14 protein-coding genes are annotated in these 21,752 nt (G+C 57.9%); 11 read left to right on the top strand and 3 right to left on the bottom strand.

Going from position 1 to position 21,752, the window contains the following annotated elements; translation table 11 throughout:
* Positions 1-171 precede the first annotated feature (171 nt).
* From PSR62_RS02560 to PSR62_RS02540, 5 genes are all read left to right on the top strand, one after another.
* The gene (locus PSR62_RS02560; RefSeq protein WP_274406269.1) at positions 172-1,827 is read left to right on the top strand and encodes a sulfatase; all 1,656 of its coding nucleotides are present in this window, start codon (positions 172-174) and stop codon (positions 1,825-1,827) included.
* A gap of 52 nt (positions 1,828-1,879) precedes the next feature.
* On the top strand, positions 1,880-3,031 hold the full coding sequence (locus PSR62_RS02555; RefSeq protein ID WP_274406268.1) for a hypothetical protein: 1,152 nt from the start codon (positions 1,880-1,882) through the stop codon (positions 3,029-3,031).
* Complete coding sequence (locus PSR62_RS02550; RefSeq protein WP_274406267.1) at positions 3,028-5,700, top strand: MGH1-like glycoside hydrolase domain-containing protein; 2,673 nt, start codon at positions 3,028-3,030, stop codon at positions 5,698-5,700. Before PSR62_RS02555 ends, PSR62_RS02550 begins: the two co-directional genes overlap by 4 nt.
* Before the next feature lie 125 nt (positions 5,701-5,825).
* The gene (locus PSR62_RS02545; RefSeq protein WP_274406266.1) at positions 5,826-9,338 is read left to right on the top strand and encodes a pyruvate carboxylase; all 3,513 of its coding nucleotides are present in this window, start codon (positions 5,826-5,828) and stop codon (positions 9,336-9,338) included.
* Between the two features lie 405 nt (positions 9,339-9,743).
* Positions 9,744-10,970 carry a pyrophosphate--fructose-6-phosphate 1-phosphotransferase gene (locus PSR62_RS02540; protein WP_274406265.1) on the top strand — a complete coding sequence of 409 codons (1,227 nt, stop codon included), beginning with the start codon at positions 9,744-9,746 and terminating at the stop codon, positions 10,968-10,970.
* Here the strand turns inward: PSR62_RS02540 and PSR62_RS02535 are convergent.
* Both PSR62_RS02535 and PSR62_RS02530 read right to left on the bottom strand, forming a co-directional pair.
* Complete coding sequence (locus PSR62_RS02535) at positions 10,964-12,538, bottom strand: acyltransferase family protein (RefSeq protein WP_274406264.1); 1,575 nt, start codon at positions 12,536-12,538, stop codon at positions 10,964-10,966. The genes PSR62_RS02540 and PSR62_RS02535 overlap by 7 nt on opposite strands.
* Before the next feature lie 534 nt (positions 12,539-13,072).
* Complete coding sequence (locus PSR62_RS02530) at positions 13,073-14,299, bottom strand: M24 family metallopeptidase (RefSeq protein ID WP_274406263.1); 1,227 nt, start codon at positions 14,297-14,299, stop codon at positions 13,073-13,075.
* Positions 14,300-14,689: 390 nt separating this feature from the next.
* Here PSR62_RS02530 and PSR62_RS02525 point away from each other — a divergent pair, with 390 nt between their 5' ends.
* Complete coding sequence (locus tag PSR62_RS02525) at positions 14,690-16,030, top strand: hypothetical protein (RefSeq protein ID WP_274406262.1); 1,341 nt, start codon at positions 14,690-14,692, stop codon at positions 16,028-16,030.
* Between the two features lie 168 nt (positions 16,031-16,198).
* On the opposite strand, the gene PSR62_RS02520 is transcribed toward PSR62_RS02525, so the two are convergent.
* Positions 16,199-16,417 (bottom strand): hypothetical protein, encoded by a 219-nt coding sequence (locus tag PSR62_RS02520; protein ID WP_274406261.1) that lies wholly within the window; start codon positions 16,415-16,417, stop codon positions 16,199-16,201.
* Between the two features lie 60 nt (positions 16,418-16,477).
* Between PSR62_RS02520 and PSR62_RS02515 the strand changes: the two genes are divergently transcribed.
* From PSR62_RS02515 to PSR62_RS02495, 5 genes are all read left to right on the top strand, one after another.
* Positions 16,478-17,236 (top strand): DUF2306 domain-containing protein, encoded by a 759-nt coding sequence (locus tag PSR62_RS02515; protein ID WP_274406260.1) that lies wholly within the window; start codon positions 16,478-16,480, stop codon positions 17,234-17,236.
* Positions 17,237-17,252: 16 nt separating this feature from the next.
* Positions 17,253-18,452, top strand: coding sequence for a DUF1559 family PulG-like putative transporter (locus PSR62_RS02510; RefSeq protein WP_274406259.1), 1,200 nt, complete (start codon positions 17,253-17,255; stop codon positions 18,450-18,452).
* Between the two features lie 70 nt (positions 18,453-18,522).
* Positions 18,523-19,269 (top strand): arginyltransferase, encoded by a 747-nt coding sequence (locus PSR62_RS02505; protein WP_274406258.1) that lies wholly within the window; start codon positions 18,523-18,525, stop codon positions 19,267-19,269.
* Between the two features lie 44 nt (positions 19,270-19,313).
* Positions 19,314-20,765, top strand: a complete 1,452-nt coding sequence (locus PSR62_RS02500; protein WP_274406257.1) for a GntP family permease — start codon at positions 19,314-19,316, stop codon at positions 20,763-20,765.
* A 136-nt stretch (positions 20,766-20,901) separates the two neighbouring features.
* A complete protein-coding gene (locus PSR62_RS02495) occupies positions 20,902-21,357 on the top strand; it encodes a hypothetical protein (RefSeq protein WP_274406256.1) in 456 nt (151 codons plus the stop codon).
* Positions 21,358-21,752: the final 395 nt, after the last annotated feature.

The raw sequence follows: 21,752 nt of genomic DNA, 5'->3' as shown, positions 1-21,752 counted from the left end.
TTCCGAAGGCTGTGCGTGTCGTCGAAGTGATTGCGGTGTCGTCAGCGGGATCTCGCAAGGTGGTGCGGTTTTGATGGCGCTCAGTTTGCTGGCCTCGCAATTTGCACCTCATCGATCCTCGGAGCTACATTGGTGGCCACATCGATGTCCCTGCCTCCGAGAGCTCCCTTCATGCGACATTTCACCTCCCGCTCCAACCCCTTATCGCGACGATCTGATCGTCTGGAAACCGCTGCGATCCGCCTCTTCGACGCCCCATTGTCGATCCTGCTTTGGACACTGGTCGCCACGCTCGTTTTCCTTTCCGGGACGAAAGCCAACGCCGAGGAAGCTCGGCCCAACGTGGTGCTGATTTTGGTCGATGACCTTGGCCTGCATGACATCGGAATCGAAGGCAGCAAATTTCACCAAACACCGCACATCGACGCACTGGCCAAGCGTGGCATGCGGTTCACAGCGGGCTACGCGAATTGCCGCGTCTGCAGTCCTTCGCGAGCCAGCATTCAGCTGGGCCAGTTCACGGCCCGTCATGGAATCACCGACTGGATCGGTGCCGCATCCGGTGAGAAATTCAATCGTGGTGATGAGCTGCTGCCGGCCGAGTACGTTCATGAGCTACCTGCTGCAGATGTGACCTTGCCGGAAGCCCTGCGCGAAGCTGGTTATCAAACGTTCTTTGCCGGGAAGTGGCACCTGGGCGGCGACGATTCCATGCCGACCGACCACGGTTTCAATCTCAACATCGGTGGTCACCATCGCGGCAGCCCTCCAGGCGGCTTCTTCGCACCCTACAACAACCCGGTGATGGAAAGCGGTCCCGATGGCGAATCGCTGACGCGTCGTTTGGGAAAAGAAACCGCTTCGTTCATCGAGGGCCAAGACGACCAACCGTACTTTGCGATGCTGTCCTTCTATGCCGTCCACGGTCCTATCCAAACCACGCAAGAACTGTGGCAAAAGTACCGGGAATCAGCACCTGCACCGCCGGCGGATGGCAACCGATTCATGATCGATCGCACGCTGCCCGTTCGTCAGATTCAAGACAACCCAGTGTACGCTGGGATGATGGAAACACTCGACGATGCGGTGGGCGATGTGATGGACGCAATCGAAGCATCCGGCAAAGCCGACAACACTCTGGTCATCTTCACCGGTGACAATGGCGGTGTCTCCTCCGGCGACGCTTACTCGACCAGCAACTTGCCACACCGCGGCGGCAAAGGCCGACAATGGGAAGGCGGCCTGCGTGAGCCCTACTACGTTTCAATGCCCGCACGCATCGCTGCTGAATCGACCTGTGACGCGCCGGTGATTGGATCGGATCTGTACCCCACCATCCTGGACGTTTGCGATTTGCCTCTGCGTCCTCAGCAACACGTTGACGGTCGATCGCTGCAAACCGTGTTGACCGGCGGCGAAGATGAATCGCTGGAGCAACGATCGCTGATCTGGCACTACCCGCACTACGGCAACCAAGGTGGTGACCCATCGTCGGTGATCCGAACCGGTGATTACAAGCTGATTCATTACCACTTGGATTCACACGACGAGCTGTATCATTTGCCCACCGACATCGGGGAACAAAACGACCTTGCCGCGGAGCAACCAGAACGAGTCGCGTCGATGCGAAAGGAATTGTTGGCATACCTTGAATCGGTCAACGCAAAATTCCCTCAACCGGATCCCCGCTTCGATGCTGAGAAGGCCAAGCAACGCTGGGCTCGCGCTCATGGCCCCAGCAAAGAACGGCTGGAAAAACGCGAAGCGGCGATGCTGGAACCCAACTGGCAACCCAACAAGGACTGGTGGGGAAGCACGGTCGACTGAACGTGCGAGCGAGGCTCGATCCTGAATCAATTTTTCCACGCTGTGACCGCGAATGACGACCTGCGACTCCGCATCCCCTTCGCGACACAGCCTCGATCGTTTGCCGTGGTTGTTTTCACCCGCGGTTGACTTGGCGACGTTTGGCGGCAGCGCGGTGGTGGCCCTGTTGATGCTGCCCATCGGTGCGGCGTTCGGGTTTCTGCACGGCGAAACGCCGGGTTGGACTTGGGTTGCGACGATCTTGCTGATCGATGTCGCTCATGTTTATTCCACAGGATTTCGCGTCTACTTCGACGGAACCGAACTTCGCCGGCGACCTTGGTTGTATGGCTTGACCCCAGTGCTGGCGTTTGCGATCGGGGGTGCGATCTACAGTGAAAGCGTGACGCTGTTTTGGAGCCTACTGGCGTACCTGGCGGTCTTTCATTTCATTCGGCAACAATACGGTTGGGTCGCGCTGTATCGTTCCCGTGAGCGCGACGCTGAAAGCGTGGGGTGGTGGATCGATGCTTCTGCGATTTACCTGGCCACGCTGTACCCGCTGATCCACTGGCACGCCCATCTGCCGAGGCACTTTTGGTGGTTTGCCGAGGGCGACTTCATTCGGTTGCCGGCCATCCTGGCGACGATTGCGTTGCCGCTCTATTGGACCAGCATGCTGGCCTATGCCGCTCGCAGTTTGCACCGAGGTTTCCGCCACGGAGCCTGGAATCCCGGCAAGGACATCGTGGTCCTGACGACGGCGGTGTGTTGGTACATCGGGATCATCACCTTCAATTCCGATTATGCGTTCACGGTGACCAACGTGATCATTCACGGCGTGCCGTACATGGTGCTGATTTACTGGTATCGCTGGTGCCGCATCGCCGAGACCTCCGAGAACACCTCTGAATCGGAAGCCGGAAATGCTTCTTCTTATCCGTCTCGCCCGACCTCGCGATGGCGAACCACCACCGGTCGAGTCGCTATGTTCCTGGGGGTGGTCTGGATGCTCGCCTACGCCGAAGAGTTGCTGTGGGACTTTGGCATCTGGCATGAACGCGGTTGGTTGTTTGCTTGGATGCCGGGTGGGTTTGCCGATTCAGCCGGCGAAACCCTGGCGGAAGCCTCCGTTTGGTTGGCACCCGCCTTGGCGGTTCCCCAGATCACGCATTACGTTCTGGACGGGTTTCTTTGGCGACGCAGACAACGAGCATCTTCATGACGACGTCCGAACATCAACGACTCGACGAAGACGAACGCCGCGAAAACAACTGGAAACGTTGGGGGCCGTACCTTTCCGAGCGTCAGTGGGGGACGGTTCGAGAGGACTACTCCGAGGGCGGTGAGTCGTGGAGTGATTTCCCGCACGAACACGCTCGCAGTCGAGCCTACCGCTGGGGCGAAGACGGTTTGCTCGGGTTCACGGATCGCCAGTGTCGGCTGTGCTTTTCGATCGCATTGTGGAATGGCAACGACACCATTCTGAAAGAACGTCTGTTCGGTCTCACCGGTCCGGAAGGCAACCACGGCGAGGACGTCAAGGAACTTTACTACTACTTGGACTCGACGCCGACGCATTCCTACGCCAAGGCGATGTATCGCTACCCACAACAGCGCTACCCGTATCGCGACTTGGTCAGCATCAACGCCAATCGCGGGTTGAACGATCGTGAGTACGAACTGATCGACACGGGGCTGCTGGACGAGAATCGCTTTTTCGATGTGACGGCCACTTACGCGAAAGCGTCGGACAACGATTTGCTGATCGACATTGCGATCACCAACCAAGGTCCTGACGCTCACGAGATCACGCTGCTGCCAACGCTGTGGTTCCGCAACACCTGGGTTTGGGGCTGCTTGCACGAAGGTTGCACGGCCAAGCCGACCATCCAGGCGATCGATTCTCACCTCGTTCAAACGCGTCATGACACTTTGGAACCGTTTGTTTGTGCGTTTGAGAATCAACCGGACAGCGAATTGCTGTTCACAGAAAATGAAACCAATTCCGAACACCTGTTCGGCACCGAAAACTTCTCGCCGTACACCAAAGACGCGTTCCATCGGTATGTCATCGACGAACAAACCGATGCGGTGAATCCCAAGCGACACGGCACCAAAGTCGCTGCGCTCTATCGCTGGAATTTGGCGGCCGGAGAAACGCGGCACGTCAAAGTTCGCTTGAGTGTGAAGGAAAAGGTCGGCGAGTTTCATCCGGACCTCGGTGACGACTTTGACAACGTTTTGGCCCAACGACGCGAAGAAGCCGACGAGTTTTACCAAGCGATCATTCCGCCCAAGGCAACCGACGAACAACGCCTTGTTTCGCGGCAAGCCTACGCGGGATTGATGTGGACGAAGCAGTTCTATCATTACATCGTCGCCGACTGGTTGGACGGCGATCGCGACGTGATGACGCCCCCGGTGGCGCGTCACAGCGGTCGCAACAAAGATTGGCGGCACCTGTACGCTCGCGATGTTTTGTCGATGCCCGACAAATGGGAATACCCTTGGTTCGCAGCGTGGGACTTGGCGTTCCACATGATCCCGTCGGCTCGCATCGACCCGGCGTTTGCAAAGAAGCAATTGATGGTGCTGCTGCGGGAGTGGTACATGCATCCCAACGGTCAATTGCCGGCTTACGAGTTCTACTTCGATGACGTCAACCCGCCGGTGCATGCCTGGGCGTGTTTGCGAGTCTTCCAAATGGAAGCCGAGACCGGCAAACGCGACTACAAATTTCTCTCGCAAGCGTTCCAGCGGTTGCTGGTGAATTTCACTTGGTGGGTGAACCAGGTGGACAGCAACGGCGACAATGTTTTCGCGGGCGGTTTCCTGGGACTGGACAACATCGGCGTCTTCGATCGCAGCAAAGGGCTGCCCGAGGGAGCCGAACTGGAACAGGCCGACGGAACCGCCTGGATGGCGTTTTACTGCGGCACGATGATGTCGATGGCGCTCGAGTTGGCTCGCCACGATCGATCGTATTCCGACATGGCGTCCAAGTTCCTGGATCACTTCATCCGCATCGTGGACGCCATGAATGGTGGCGAAAGCGGCGGACTGTGGGATGAAGAGGATGGCTTCTACTACGACCAACTGAAGATCGACGGCGAAACCCATCCGATGCGAGTTAAATCGCTGGTCGGGTTGCTGCCCCTGATTGCGGTGGAGATTCTGGACGAGGACTTGCTGGCGGACCTGCCCGGTTTCCGCAACCGTTTGGAGTGGTTCCTGAACAACCGCCATGACTTGGTGCAGCACATCACGTTCTGCCAGACGACCAAACGCCACCACCGAATGCTGATTTCCATTCCGACTCAAGAACGCTTGGAACGGGTCTTGGAGATCCTGCTCGATGAAGCGGAGTTCCTTTCCGACTTTGGGATTCGTTCCCTTTCCAAGAAACATGAAAGCGAACCGTTTCGCGTCACGGTCCGTGGGAAAGAACACACCGTTGCCTATGTGCCAGGCGAATCAGACAGCTGGATGTTTGGCGGGAACAGCAACTGGCGAGGGCCGATCTGGTTCCCGACCAGCTACCTGTTGATCGAAGCCCTGCAGCGGTACCACGAGTTCTACGGTGATGACATCCAAGTCGAATGCCCGACGGGATCGGGTGTGAAGATGAACCTTCGCGAAGTGGCGGATGAACTGAATCGCCGGATGTCAAATATTTTTTCCACGCCCGCAGAAGGCGGCTCTCGGCCCTGTCTACGTGGCAGCGGGATGAAGAGCGACGACTCCCTGTGGCAAGACCAAGTCCTGTTCTATGAGTACTTCCACGGCGACACCGGCGAAGGCTTGGGCGCAAGTCATCAAACTGGCTGGACCGCCCTGATCGCAACCTGCATCGAGCATCTGCACGGCCGCATCACCGAAGGCGTCGAGTGAGCAACGACGCCGAAGAAACCGGTCCCAGAGATTCAAATGCTTTTGTGGCCGAACAAGTCGATCTCGGCAGCTGAACGGAAGTTTCGAAACGTGTAGATTAACGATTCGACTATGACTTCCCCGCATTGGACGCCCTGATGACCGTCGCTGAATCGACTGCTGCCACTGACTCTGCCCCCATTCGCCCGATTCGAAAAATCCTGGCTGCCAATCGCAGCGAAATTGCCACCCGGGTGTTTCGCTCGGCTCACGAACTGGGCATTCGCACCGTCGCGATTTATTCCAACGAAGACCGCTACGCGCTGCACCGATTCAAAGCCGACGAGGCCTACCAGATCGGGACGCCCGGCGAGCCCATTCGTTCTTACCTCAACATCGACGCCATCGTTGGCTTGTGCTTGAAGCACCACATCGATGCGGTGCACCCAGGATATGGTTTCTTATCGGAGAACCCTGAGTTCGCCAAAGCACTCACGGACGCAGGCATTTTGTTCATCGGTCCCAGCGAGCAAAGCTTGCGAGATCTGGGCGACAAGACCAGTGCCCGTCGCTTGGCCGAAATCGCTGGCGTGCCCGTGTTGGGCGGGACCGCTCAAGCCGTCACCTCGGTCGACGAAGCGATCGAAGCCGCCGAAGATCTGGGCTATCCGATCATGTTGAAAGCCGCCAAGGGCGGTGGCGGTCGTGGCATGCGTGTGGTGATGGACCCCAGCGAACTGGGAAGCTCACTGGAAGCCGCCCAACGCGAAGCGAAAACAGCATTTGGAAGTGACGAGGTCTTCCTGGAACGCTTTGTCCAACGAGCCCGGCACCTGGAAGTGCAACTGCTCGGTGACCGTCACGGCAACTTGGTTCACTTGTATGAACGCGATTGCAGCGTCCAACGCCGGCACCAGAAGGTTGTCGAACTCGCCCCCGCACCGAACCTCCCTGCCGAAATGCGTGACGCCATCTGCGACGCGGCATTGCGAATCGGGCGTGCGGTTGGGAAAGAAAGCGGTGGCTACGAGAACGCGGGAACGGTCGAGTTCTTGCTCGATGTCGACAAAAACGAGTTCTACTTCATCGAGGTCAATCCGCGGATCCAAGTCGAACACACGGTGACCGAAGAGGTCACGGGCATCGACATCGTTCGCAACCAAATCCTGGTCGCCCAGGGATACCCGCTCGGAAGTGAAGAAGTCGGCCTGCCATCCCAGGACGGCATCCGAACCATGGGGTTCGCGATGCAGTGCCGGATCACCACGGAAGATCCCGCCGCCGAGTTCCGTCCCGACTATGGCCGCATCAGTCACTACCGCAGTGCAGCGGGTTTAGGCGTTCGTCTCGATGCGGGCACGGCGTTCAGCGGCGCGGTCGTCAATCCCTTTTACGATTCCATGTTGGTGAAGGTCACCGCGCGAGCCCCTACCCTGGCCGCCGCTGCCCGGCGGATGGATCGATGCCTGCACGAATTTCGAATTCGTGGCGTGAAAACGAACATTCCGTTCCTGACGCGGCTCGTCAATCATCCCACGTTCTTGGCCGGCGAAGCCACGACGCGTTTGATCGACACGACACCGGAACTGTTCCGCTTGCCACGCCGGCGTGACCGAGCCACCAAGTTGCTGACGTTCCTGGGCGAAACGATCGTCAACGGGAACCCGCTTGTCACGGGGCGTCCACCTGCTGTTCGCCGCGAACCAGCTCCGGTTCCCGAGATCCCGGTTACCTCCACACCGCCTCGCGGAACCGCCGACATTTTTCGCGAGGAAGGCGTCGATGGATTGATGCGTTGGATTCGCGAACAAAAAGGGCTGCTGCTGACCGACACGACCATGCGTGACGCGCATCAATCGTTGCTGGCCACGCGAGTCCGCACCGATGACATGCTTCGCATCGCGCCAGCCTACGCTCACCTGGCCCCGCAACTGTTCTCGTTGGAGATGTGGGGCGGAGCTACCTTTGACACGTCGATGCGTTTCCTCAAGGAATCACCTTGGCAACGGCTGGCTGACCTGCGGGCTGCGGTTCCCAACATTCTGACCCAGATGCTGCTGCGAGCCAGCAACGCGGTTGGCTACACGAATTATCCCGACAACGTCGTGCGGCTGTTTGTCCGCGAAGCAGTTCAGGCGGGCATGGACGTGTTCCGTGTGTTCGACGCACTGAACTGGGAAGAGAACATGCGGGTGGCGATGGACGCCGTGATCGAAGAAGGCGGTATCTGCGAAGCATCGATCTGCTACACCGGTGACTTGCAAGATCCGCGGCGGACCAAGTACGACCTGAAGTACTACGTTGACCTGGCAAAGAAGCTGCAGGCCGGTGGCGCTCACATGATCGCGATCAAAGACATGGCAGGGCTGCTCAAACCAGCCGCGGCAGTGATGTTGCTGCGAGCCTTGCGTGACGAGGTCGACTTGCCCATTCACTTGCACACTCACGACACCGGTGGGATTCAAGCGTCCACGTTGATGGCCGCTGCCGGCGAAGGTTTGCAGATCGCCGACGCGGCACTGGCACCCTTGTCGGGCGGAACCAGCCAAGTGAACTTGAACACGCTGGTCGAAGCCCTCCGTTTCACCGACCGCGAATCTTCGCTGGATGGTGAATCGTTGACTCAGTTGGCAACCTACTGGCAAGCCGCTCGTGAGTTTTACAAGCCGTTCGAAAGCGATGTCTTGCCGGCAACGGGCGACCTGTACGACCATGAGATGCCCGGCGGCCAATACACCAACCTGTTTCAACAGGCCCGTGCTTTGGGATTGGCCGACCAGTGGGCCGGCGTCTGCCGCGCCTACGCGGACGTGAACCGATTGTTTGGCGACATCGTCAAGGTGACTCCCACCAGCAAAGCGGTTGGTGACATGGCGTTGTTCTTGGTCGCCAATGAAATGTCTGCCGAAGAAGTCCTGACAACGAACAAGGCACTCGCGTTTCCTGCCAGTGTGCTGGACCTGATCGGTGGCCGGATGGGACAGCCACCAGGTGGTTTCCCCAAAGAAGTCATGCAGAAGATTCTCGGTGACCAAGCCCCGGTGCTGGAACGCCCCGGGGCATCCATGCCACCCGCGGACCTCGAAGCGGCCAAGTCCCAAGCTGCCGAACTCACGCACGAAGCGCCCAGCGATCGCGACGCAGTGACCTACCTGCTGTACCCCAAAGTGTTCGAAGAGTACTCGCAGCACCGCAACACCTATGGTGATGTGGAAACCCTCCCGACACCCAACTTTTTCTATGGGCAGGAACCGGGCGACGAGATCGCCGTCGACATCGAACCGGGCAAACGTTTGATCGTCAAATATCTAGCGGTTGGACAGCCCTATCCCGATGGCACACGCACGGTGTTCTTTGAACTCAACGGGCAACCCCGAGAAGTCTCGGTCATCGATCGATCGTTGGACGTGGACATCAAAGCCGCGGTGAAAGCCGATCCATCCGACGCCACCCATGTCGCTGCGTCGATGCCTGGGATGGTCATCACGGTGGCTGCGGCCGAAGGTGAAAAGGTGAAGGCGGGGCAAAAGTTGTTGGTGTTGGAAGCCATGAAAATGGAGACCACCATCAACGCGCCCGCCGACGGCGTCGTCACCAAAATCCATACTCCACCGGGAACCCAAGTCGAAGCCGGAGATCTGCTGGCGGTGGTGGAGTGAGAAAGCTGTGGTCAATTGAAAAAGTTAAATTGACAATTGCAAATTGCAAAATCGCCTCAAGATGCAGCGATGGCAGCCACTTGCTCCGGTTTTGAAGATTAGCCTTCAATGCCACGACCAACGATTCCGATTCGGACCGCAGAATCCAGCAGTCTGCCTTTCAAGCCTTCGCCACGCTGATCCATCGGACCGCTCGCCAAATGGAGGTTCTATCAATTTCAAATTTACAATTGTCAATTTAACTTTTTCAATAAACACGATTCCCCCTGAACTGCGAATCGTTGAAACTTTGCACTGGGGAAAGCTGTCTCCACCTCCTGACGGGGCGACGAAAATCCGATGATTCGATAGGCTCTTAGAAAATTCACGCGTTCGCGTCCCTTGAGTTTTCGGAACCCCCTCACCATGTCAATCAAACGTGTTGGAATCCTCACCGCTGGTGGCCTGGCCCCGTGTCTGTCGTCAGCCATCGGAGCCCTGCTTGAAGCCTACACCGAGCAGGCTCCTGAAATTGAAATCCTCTGCTATCGATCCGGTTACAAAGGTCTGCTGCTCGGCGACAGCTTCGTCGTCGATGATCATTCGCGAAAGAACGCGGCGATCTTGCATCAGCACGGTGGCAGCCCCATCGGCAACAGTCGTGTCAAGCTGACCAACGTCGCCGATTGCGTCAAACGCGGGTTGGTCAGCGAAGGCCAAGATCCACTGCAGGTGGCGGCTGAGCGATTGCAATCCGACGAAGTCGACGTGTTGCACACCATCGGTGGTGACGACACCAACACCACCGCCGCGGACTTGGCCGCTTACTTGGCCAAGCACGAATACGAACTGACCGTGGTTGGTTTGCCCAAGACCATCGACAACGACGTCATCCCGATCAAGCAAAGCCTGGGAGCTTGGACGGCTGCCGAAGAAGGTGCCAAGTTCTTCGAAAACGTGGTGGGGGAACACAGTGCCAACCCACGCATGCTGATCATTCACGAAGTCATGGGCCGCAACTGTGGTTGGCTGACCGCCGCCACCGCTGCGAAATATCGCGAGCGATTGCAAACGCTGAATTTCTTGCCCGAGATGGGACTCAGCCAACAACGTCGTGACGTGCACGGCGTCTTCGTTCCCGAGATGAGCTTTGATCTCGAAGAAGAAGCCAAACGCCTGCGCGCGATCATGGATGAAAACGATTGCGTCAATATCTTCATCTCGGAAGGTGCCGGCGTGGACACCATCGTCAAGGAAATGGAATCGCGAGGCGAAAGCGTTCCCAAAGATGCATTCGGTCACTACAAACTGGATGCCGTGAACCCCGGCAAATGGTTCGGCAAGCAATTCGCTGACATGCTGGGTGCTGAGAAGACACTGGTGCAAAAGAGCGGCTACTTCAGTCGCGCTGCCGCTGCCAATGCCGAAGACATTGCCTTGATCGGTCGCTGTGCCAAGAAGGCGGTTGAGTGTGCCATGCAAGGCATCGGTGGTGTGATCGGAGAAGACGAAGACCAAAACAACGAACTTCGGGCGATTGAGTTTGAACGGATCGCCGGTGGCAAACCATTCGACATCAACGTGGACTGGTTTGGTGACCTGCTCTCACAAATGGGGCAACCCAAGGGCGAAGTCCTCGACACGTCTCACTGACGAACCAGTTGAGCTGCAATGACATATGTGTCGGACGCGTCATCCGCGCTCGGCACGGATGGTTTTCGCTTCCCGTTGAGCAGCCATCCGATTGGCGTGTGGCGAACAAAGACTTGGTAGCTGAGCAACAGCACCACGCTTGAAATCACGCTCACCACCGTGAATTTGACCAGCAACGGGACCTCCCAGTCGCGGACCCAATACTGCAGGTACATCACCAGCGGCAGGTGAGCCAGGTACAACCAGTAGCTTGAATCGGACAGGTACCGCAGCGTGCGACTGGGATGAGCGAACAGGGTTCGAAACATCCCCATCATGCCGAAGGACACGATCCAGGCATAAGCGGATTGAAGGAAGACGGACGCGACCAATCCGCCGCCTTCGGTTTGGCTCTGCAGCATCCATCCGACCGCCAGCAAAATGGTGAGCGACAACGGCAAGCTCATCTGCCACCCGCGACCAAGATCCCCTTCGCGATCATCGGCGTCGAAGTAAATCGCGCCAAAGCCAAAGAACAATGCGTAGTAGGCTAGCACTGATGGCATCGGTAGCAGACCGACCGATGTGGCCGGCCCGAAGCCTTCGTGCCGCATGAACCAATGTGGCAACATCGTCAGCGGGATCAACCACAACAAACAGCGCGGTGAACGAACAACGGACGACACATCCCATCGTGAACGCCATGTCTGCGGCGTGATGCTCATGACGATTGCAAACCCCGTCACCAGGAAGCACAAGAACCATAAAAACCACAGGTGACCGGTCACCGGAAATTCGAACAACAGAAACATCAATCCGCTCCAGTTCGCGGCGGTCATGTCGCCCCCGGCGACCTGTTCCGACAGGGTGACACCCATCATTGTTGCGATTTTCTGCCGGCCGGATTCCACGTCCTCCCGATCGACTTCGATTTGCAACATTCCCGCCACAAACTCGGTCGTTCCCCAGGACGCCCGCATCACATCGATCGGCCGCTCTCCCTTGTGGTTTCCCAGTTCAGGATCCGCGTTGTGATTCAGCAGCACCTTGGCAATGTCATCGCGTCCCAGGAACGCGGCCACCAAGAAGGGTGAATCACCTTGCTCGGATCGTTGATTGACATCGGCGCCTGCCAACAACGCGTTCTCCACTCCTGCCAAGTCATCTTGAACGACGGGAGTCAACAGATCCGTTTCGTCGAAGGCGGTCACGATGCTCGAAGGATTGGCTTGGATGTCGCCAGCAACGATCCACATCGCGGGAATGATCGTGCACATTCCAATCACAAACGGAATCGCAATTCGCAGGATGCGATTTTCGATCAGCTTCGAAACCCCGCGGCGCCGAAACAGCATCATCGTGAAGAAGCCGCTCAGCAAGAAAAACAACGGCATTCGAAAACCATGCACCAACGCAATGAACAACGAGGTGACTTCGCTGCTCTGCGAGTCTTGGATCGGCCACCCTCGCCCCGCATCGGGCGAGTAGGCAATGGCCGCGTGCAAGAAAATCCCCAGCAGCATCGCGATGCCTCGCAACGCGTCCAGGTCATGCCGACGGGACGAAACAGAAGTCATTGAATCACTCATGGCTTCAGTTTCCTCGATGTCGGGGTCGCACGCGCCGTTGCTTCCGTAACGAACTGTACCGATCTGAATCCCGCGACCCGAAAACCAAGCAAGAGTGCTGCGTCACAATGAAGTTTTCGGGTCGCAAAACTCGTCAAGAGTTTTGATTGGCACCCTCCATCGCCGAAAGTCTGGACGACTTCCGCTACTTTTTAAGGCTCATCCGACGAAAGGGTGAGCCCGAGGTTTTCAAGGCATGCACCGATGTCCGAATGTTCAATGATGGACGGCGTCCGTGTTGAAAACAACCCACCGGCATGCCGGTGGGCCGCGAAGCACCTTCGGCGCATCGGAGACCAAGCGATTCCTTGGCAAGTTGCTCCTCAGCAGAGCTTGCTTCCGCTTCATTTGGCAACTCAATTCGAACGCCTCGAAATGGTCTGTTCAAACTTCGGGCATCGGAGAAATCCCTCCAAAAACCTGAAGTCAGGGTACCGCGCACGCTTCCGTCGGATGAGCCCTTTTTAAAACCCCGAAGTCGTTTCGGAATGGTCCTTATTTTGGATTCCAATCCAGCCCCATCGGCAACTGGTTCAAATTGACAGGACCGTCCGCCGTCACGACCAACATGTCTTCGACGCGAACCCCACCATCTTGGCGGCCATAGAGCCCCGGTTCGACCGTGAAAACTTCACCTGCGAGCATTTCACCTCCGCCATGATCCAGCAGGATCGGCTCGTGAACTTCCAAACCGATCCCGTGACCGGTGCCGTGTTGAATCGAGGGCCCGTCCGTCTGCTCCCCGCGTGAGATCGGGTACCCGTGGCTGACCAAGACCTTCTCAACGGCCAGTTGAACTTCTTCGCCCGTTCTTCCGGGGAACAAGACCGCCTCGGCCGCTTCCTTGGATGCGACCACGGCGGCGTGCATTTTCTGAACGGTCTCGCTGGGCGTTCCATTGACCACGGTTCGCGTGCAGTCGCCGTTGTAGCGAGTTGACTCATCGCGTGGAAACAGATCGACGATGACTGGATGTCCCGTGTAGAGATCGCCGTCGCCTCGGTGGTGGCAATCCGCTGATTCGGGCAGCGTCGCAACGATCGCACCGTGGCTCATCGTGTAATCGCGTTTCATAAACGCTTCCGCCGCCATCGTGCGAACTCGTTCGCTGGTCAACGGTTCGCCACCGACCATCAATCGACCTTCCGAACCGACCTCCGCGGTGGCGATCATTTCACACATCTGCCGCATGACCGACTCGGTGACCGACTGAGCTTTCCGAAGCCACTCGATCTCTTGGTCTGTTTTGACGCGGCGATCGATCACGCCCAAGTCATCGTCGTAGGCGATTGAGATTCCAGCGTCGGCCAAGTGCCAGGCGTAGATCAGCGGGAACGCTCGATCGACGACGACCTGCTCGATCGATTGAAGCTGCAGAAATCGGGCGACGGATTGAGCGGACGCGGTTTCGCGATCGCCACTGGCGGATCCCGAGACAGGCGGGAAATCAGCCGGACAGTGAACGGAATCCAATTGTCCCGCGGCGCGAGTTCGGTCCATTTCCAAGTCACGCACGATGCCGATGTTTTTTCCGTCGGGCAGACGCACCCACGCAGCAGGATCACCGAGCGCAATTCCCAAACGTCGAAACAAATTCGCGTTTCGATCGGCCAGGCCCGCCATCACCTGGGCTCCATCGGAGCCCACGCCTGAACGAGCGTCATTGGATACAGAACCGTCAGCGGAGTCGCTCATGGCGACCATCAATTTAGAGTGAATCATGCGTCCAAATTAACCGACCGAGCCGAAGCTGCCGAGAGACCGCCGTGGCAGCGAATTCGCAACCACCCAATCGCCGACACAAGGCGGGATTGCCGGAGTTGAAGTTGCCTCAATTGCCTCTCGGTTTGCCCGGAAACGGCGATCCCGCCGGTGAGTCATGCCAATCAGTCTCCACCAGCAGCCCTCGCATTTCCTGGCAGAATCCTTGCAGATTCACTAACCGTGCTGACCCACGGAGCGTTTGCGATTTTCACTTGCGACTGTTCTGGCAGATGAAGCGGTCGGGTGGCTCATGCCGATCGTTGGGAGGGACGTCGCTTCAATGCGATCGCATGGCCTCGCTTCGGCGGCCAAGCGTCTCGCCCCGCCGCCATCGCTTGAGTCTGTTTCATGACATGGTTTTCAAAACCCACTGACACGCCCGCTCCCAGCGCCCACGAAGCCGCCGCCGCACGCCCGACCGCTCCCGCGGCCCGTCGTGTGAATCGCCTGCTTCGACGTCGTTGGGTTTGCACCGTCGCGTTGGGGGGCATCATGTTGTCAGCGGGCCCAGGTTTGACCGGCACCAGCTCAGCTGGGTTCCCAGAGATGGTCGAGCGGGTCGGACGCTTTTGCGGAGCCAGTTGGGGTGACGGGTACCACGCGTGCCACAGCAGCGGCATGCGACCGATGGCCAATCTGCCGCCCCGTTCGTACCCAGCACGCACCGGCAACCTGGGCGACAAAGTGATGGGGTGCAAGACGTGCCAGTCGCCAAGTTGCCAGGGAACGTGTCAAGCCAACTCGCTGCATTCCGGCGAACTCCGCGATGGCTTCAGCAGGTTGCGTCCAACCATGCTGCCCACCGCGAATCGTCCAACGTTCTACGATCGCTTCGACGAGTACGCTCGAAAGGTCAGCTTCCAAGCCGCTGCGGCCGAAGTCGGCGCCCAGCCCGTCAAACCAATTCTCGATCACGAAACGATCGAAGGTCACTATCCCGAGACCAACTCACCCCGTTTTCAACTGCACTCACAGCACATCGATCAGTTCACTCACCATGGGTTCTCGGTCCTGGCAAGCGAGGATCCCTCGACAACATCACCACCGGAACCAACGCTCGAAAACTCAGCGGTGACCAGCGACATCCCGGCTGCAAACGAGTCTCTCCCAAAGCAACAGTTGACGGCAGAAGAGATCCAGCGCTTTCGTGAATACCAAGAACACCAACGGTTGGAAAAGAAGTACAAAAAGTACTTGATCGAGCCAGACGAAATCGAGCCCTCGCAAACGTTTGGCGGCCCGCCTGTCGGCAGCGAGCAACGACGTTCGCTCGACGAACGGAAGGTGGAACAACTGCTGAAAGAAAAGACGCAATTGCTACCATCGCCTTCGGCAAGCGAAAAGGAGATGCAGGAGGACTCGCCCCTCAGTCCCAGCGACTTGCTCGACCCCTCGCCCGAAGAATCCGGAGCGGAGGACTCGTTGCTGCTGGAAGAACTGCTGCCGCCTTACCCTGATGAGGACGACTTGCTCCCGATCTCCGATGCAGCTGGACCAGCGTCTTGGCCAACACGTTCGGCAACTGACTCGTTGAGCCATCGATTGCCGTCCCCCGTGTCGGCACACTCCTCGCGGAACTTCATCCGGCAACCGTCCGAAGAAGCAACGGCAGCGACGCCAGCCGAAAGCACTCCCGCCCAGCGTGTCGCGGAAGTTCCGAACTGGCGTTTCGTTCGCCAGCCTCATTAGTGGTCCAATACGCCTAGGAATGAGGGTTACGGCCGTAGCGGAAGTCGTCAAGACTTTCGGTTTCCCCGCCACCAACGAAACTCTTGACGAGTTCCGCTACCCTGAAATTGAGTTGGAACAGACCACGATGCACGGCATCCATAGGATGCGTGGCAGCTTACCAATACCTCAAGTGCGGCCGCCTTCGCAGCATGTTTCGCAAATCGTGTGACATCGCTCGCACTGCAACTTGCCGCGAATTTCGATCAGGGTTCGCCCCAAACAAACGGGGCAAACACCCTGCGTCGCATCCGCGGGGGAGCACTGATTCCACTGGTGCGGCGCATCGGACTGCGATGAACCCTCTGCTGATGGATGGTTCAATCTGGAAGCTTGTGATTCATTCATGCTGCAATCCATTTGGTGTGCTGATTTCAAAACGGTTAGACTCCAGCAGGAGGATAACCGATGGCTTCCGAGCATTCCCTTTTCAAAGCTTCCCCTCGCGGAACCGTTTTCAATCGTGATGCGTCACGACTGAACCGGCTGGTGCAAGTGGCAACCGCGATGACGCTCGTGCTCGGCGTGAGTGTCTTGGTCCAACTGCTGCTGCCGTACCAGGACTATTTCCCTGCCAACCTGAAGGACTCGGTATTCCTCTCGGCTCACCAAAGTCATTTCCATGGTTGGTACCCCATCGCGTTCTACGTTCACATTGTCGCGGGACCGATCGCATTGGTGCAAGGTGCCGCGTTGTTCTTCAGCGGATCGATGCAAAACCCGACTCCCAGATGGCACCGCACCAGCGGTCGGATTCAAGCCGTTGTGGTCCTGTTGTTTTTGTTTCCCAGTGGTTTGGTGATGGCCCAGCACGCCATGGCAGGCCCGAGTGCGGAAGTCGCCTTCACACTGCTGTCACTGGCAACTGCGATCACGATGGCGCTCGCGATCCGCCGTGCAATGAGCGGGCAGATCCGTCAGCACCGTCTTTGGGCAACACGCTGTTTTCTGCTGCTGTGCTCGCCGTTGATGCTTCGTGTCGTCGTCGGGTTCACGATTCTCACGGGAACCGAAACTGATTTTGCACACCGTCTTCTCGCTTGGGCCAGTTGGTTGGTCCCGTGGTTTCTTTTCGAGGTTGGGAGAAAATGTCATGACGCTGCTTCAATGTCACGGAACACAACCAGGACAACGCCAACAGCCTCTCCCATCCCCATCTCGGTGTAGCGACCCAATCGATCGAATGCATGATCGTTCGTCGACATCGGCTGCGGTCAAGATTCAGCGTCATGCATTCACGCTGCTGGAACTCCTGGTGGTCATCGGCATCATCGCTGTCCTGATCGGATTGCTGATGCCAGCGGTACGCACATCCAGTGAAGCCGCCAGAAGAATGAGTTGCAGCAACAACTTCAAACAACTTGGGCTCGCACTGCATAACTACCACTCGGCCTACAAGCAGCTTCCTCCTGCCCAGGGAGGCACGCTTCGAGGGCCATCCGAACGGGACGGGAACTCACGGCGTCTGAGCGGATTGGTGGCGCTGCTGCCATTCATTGAACAGCCAGCGATGTGGAGCACGATTTCCAATTCCGCTGAGTTCAACGGAATGTTCTACCCGCCAATGGGGCCGGCACCCTGGGTCGAAGAGTACGAACCTTGGACCACACACATTCAATCCTTGCAGTGCCCCGCGTCACCGGCCACGCCCGAGCCATTTGGATTGACGAGTTATGCCTTTTGCGTGGGCGATCAAGTCGACCTGCTGAACACCAAACACTCGTCGATCCAAACGGTGCGCGGCATCTTCGCCGGGACGCATGTCCCCCACTTTCGAACGATCACCGATGGCCTCTCCAACACCATTGCCATGTGTGAAATCGGAAACGACCCAGGGGGGAATTTCGTCATCGGTCAAACCGCGATTCAACAAACCGGGGCAATCTTTGAATCGCCCAGCACTTGCCGAGAAACGTTGGATGTCGACCGACCTGACTTCTACGAATCATCCGTTCAACTCGCCAGCGTCGGGCGGGGTGGTCGGTGGGCCGATGGGGTTGCGGCGATTGCCGCCGTCAACACGATCCTACCGCCCAATTCACCGAGTTGTTCCGTTGGAAAACAATTGACCAGCCCAGGGATCTATTCGGCGGGCAGTTTTCATGCGGGTGGAACAAACGTGCTGATGGCGGATGGCGCGGTCAAGTTCATCATCGAATCGATTGATCATGGTGATTCGACCGCCGCGGTGGTTCGGTTGACGGAAGCGACTGAATCCGACGCCAGCACCAACTCCGAATCGGTCGATGAGGCTGCTGGCAACTCTTCCAACCAAGCGGACTTCTCGTCGCCAACCTCGTTCACTCATCCGGAGAGCCCGTATGGTGTGTGGGGCGCACTGGGGACTGCCCGTAGCCAGGACTTGGTCACCAACGGCCTTTGATTCCGACAGGAACTTTGGAATAAAATGGCAGCCCGATCCATCGCCGCCACGATCCGATACGCTGGGTGCCATGATTCCCGCGAACGATAGTTTTCCTGAAAGTGCTGCTCCCCTGCGTCATCGAATGATGCTGGTCCAGGATGCTGTCAGCGACTGCCCGTACATCGATGGCGAACCAGCTCGCATGCCGCTGTACTTCCCGATGCCGCCGCGTCAAGGCGAAGACACGGACACCTTGCTGGCCGCTGGCTTTCGTCGCAGCAGCCAATTTGTCTATCACACGAATTGCCCGAACTGCCGTGCCTGCCAGCCAACTCGGTTGCGAGCGGAAGATTTCAAACTGACCAAATCGTTGCGTCGAGTTCTCAAAAAAGCGGAGCGGGAACTGACCTGGCGTTGGCAAGTCCCGCAAGTCGATGCGGATCGTGTTCGACTTTACAACGATCATCGCAACGTTCGCGGCTTGGCACACGATGACGACATCAGTGCGTCGGACTACGAGACCTTTTTGATTGCAACCTGTTGGCCAACGCTTGAATTAGAAATCCGATACCAAGATCAACTGGTCGGCGTTTCGATCATGGACATCGGCCAAGAAAGCGTCAGCGCGGTGTACACCCATTTTGATCCGATCGCATCCAAGTTCAGCCTGGGAACCTTCGCGGTGCTGCAACAAATTCAGTGGGCCAAAGACAACGGTCGCAACTGGGTGTACTTGGGGTTGTACGTCGCCGAGAACCCACACCTGAATTACAAATCACGTTTCGTCCCACAAGAACGTTTGATCGACGGGCAATGGCGTGTCTGCTTGGAGTAGACTCTGGCGACACACATCCATTCCCCACGCTGTGAGAAGAAGTCTTGACGATTTGGTGGTTGGTCGCGCTCGCCGTGACGATGGTGCTGGTTTCGATCCTCGCGTTTCGCTTGCACCCGTTTCTGGCGCTGCTGTCGACGGCAATCATGGTGGCCATGCTGACCACACCGGCTCAGTTGTCGTCCTTTGCATCGGCGAGATTGGCCGAAGGTAAATTCACAGAAGCCGAGGCCACCGACTTTGTCGGGCAGAGTGCGTCCGAGCGAGTCGCGGATGCGTTTGGTGCGACGGCAGCTTCGATCGGGATCGTGATCGCATTGGCCAGTGTCATCGGTGGATTGCTGATGCAATCCGGTGCCGCGGCGAGGATCGTTGACACCATGCTTCGCTGGACCGGGGAAAAACGCGCTCCTGAGGCGATGGCCGCCGCGTCTTTTGTGTTGGGGATCCCGGTGTTTTTCGACACCGTTTTCTACCTGATGCTGCCGCTGGCCAGGTCCCTCCGACGCAAAACAGGCAAGAATTACGTGCTGTTTATCCTGGCTATCTTGGCCGGCGGATCGATCACGCATTCGTTGATCCCACCGACGCCGGGACCGCTGCAGGTCGCTGCGTTCTTGGAAGTCGAGGTCGGCGCGATGTTGATCGCGGGACTGGGGATTGGAAGCGTGACCAGCGTGATCGCACTGGCCGCCGCGAGAGTGATCAACCACTTTGTCGACTTGCCACTTCGCGACGAAGACGGCGAAGAGATTCGGCCGGAAACTCAGCGTCTGGCGTCAACCGACGAGGATCCCGCGGACATCCCGCCCAAGCCGCCACTGTGGTTGGCACTGTTTCCGATTGCCTTGCCGGTGGTCTTGATTGCTTTGGGCTCGACCATCAAATCGATCTACGGAAGCGAAGCCGTCGCGGAATCAGAACTGTTGGACTGGATCATTCGCTTGGGCGATAAAAACCTGGCGTTGGGACTGGGGTGCATCGTTGCGTTTGGTTTGATCCGGTGGGTCCCCAACGATCAACGACGAAAAGTGGTGTCCGCCGCCATCGCCTCCGCAGGATCGATCATCCTGATCACCGCAGCGGGCGGGGCGATGGGCAAAATGCTTTATCACGCCGGGATCGCCGAGGTGGTCGGTTCGATCGCCCAAGGATTCCCGGGGCTTTGGTTGTTGCCGCTGGCATTCCTTGTCACGACCGCGATTCGAACGATTCAAGGTTCCGCGACCATCGCCATGATCACTTCCGCCAGCATCTTGCAATCGCTCGCGACCAGCGGCGAGCTTCCTTTTCACCCCGTTTACCTGGCGATGGCGATCGGAGCGGGAAGCAAACCGATCTCTTGGATGACGGACAGTGCGTTCTGGATTATCTCGGAAATGACCGGCATGACAGAGAAAGAAGCCCTGCGAACGATCTCGCCGATGAGCGCGGCGTTGGGAGTTTCGGCACTGCTGGTCACGGTGATTGCCGCGGCAATCTTCCCCGCCGTGTGACGGAATTGAATCCAAAGGCGACGGAAGAAAAGGCTCGGGATGTCACACATGTACCGATGAACGGTTTCAAATTCTGGCTTCAGTGATTTAAATGGGGTGTTTTGATTTGCCCTAAAATCGACAAGAACGAACCTTCATGGATACGACGCAACCCGATTTGATCAACGAACCGACTGTGGACAACTCCGCCTCCCGTTCCGCCAACGGCCTCCAAGCCTCGTCGAAGTCGGGCGAGCCAGCGATGAGCAAGAGCGAGCGAATTCGCCGCTACATCCAGGCTCATCCCGAGGCTCGAAACACGGAAATCGTTGCGGCGCTCGAAGAGCACGGCATCAAATACCAAGACGTTGGCAACGTGCGCTCGCAAGAAAAACGCAAGGCAGCCAAGAAGTCTGCCCCCGCGAAACGCCGCCCAGCCGCCGCCAAGCCTGAAGTCGCACTGCCGGCCAGCACCCCGTCCACGCCAACACCAAAACCGGGGGCGGTCAGCATGGAAACACTGCAGGTGGGAGCTGAATTCGTCAAACAGGCCGGGGGAATCGAGCAGGCACAGGCAATTCTCGACCTGATTCGGCAAATTCAATCCGTTTGAGCCCACCGCCAAGGCGTGCAGGCCCATTTCGACCAGCCGCTTGCCGTGTGCGCTGGCCTTCCGTCCCCGTCCAGACGCTCCAGTTCCGTAGGAAGGTCTGGGAAGTCCATCGCACAGGCGTTTCCCGCCAGCCCCCCCCCGCTTTGAAGAGGGGCGTCCTGGCCCCAGGTGCGAAGTCGTCAAAAGGTCACTCGGCGTGTCGAAAAACCTTGCCGCGGGAGTGACACAGGCAGTTCTTTCCAGCGGTCTTCGGAAGTCCGAAAACCCTGGAAAACATTGACTTCTGTCGGCAATTCACTACCCTAGAAATCCCCCCTGCGATCGTCTTCGCTGACAAATCATTGGATCGCTCCCCGCCTCCCACCGAATCAAAGCCGTTGGTTTCATCGCCACCG

The sequence above is a fragment of the Rhodopirellula sp. P2 genome, assembly GCF_028768465.1.
GTDB lineage: Bacteria > Planctomycetota > Planctomycetia > Pirellulales > Pirellulaceae > Rhodopirellula.
This window is presented reverse-complemented; position numbering and strand designations above follow the sequence as displayed.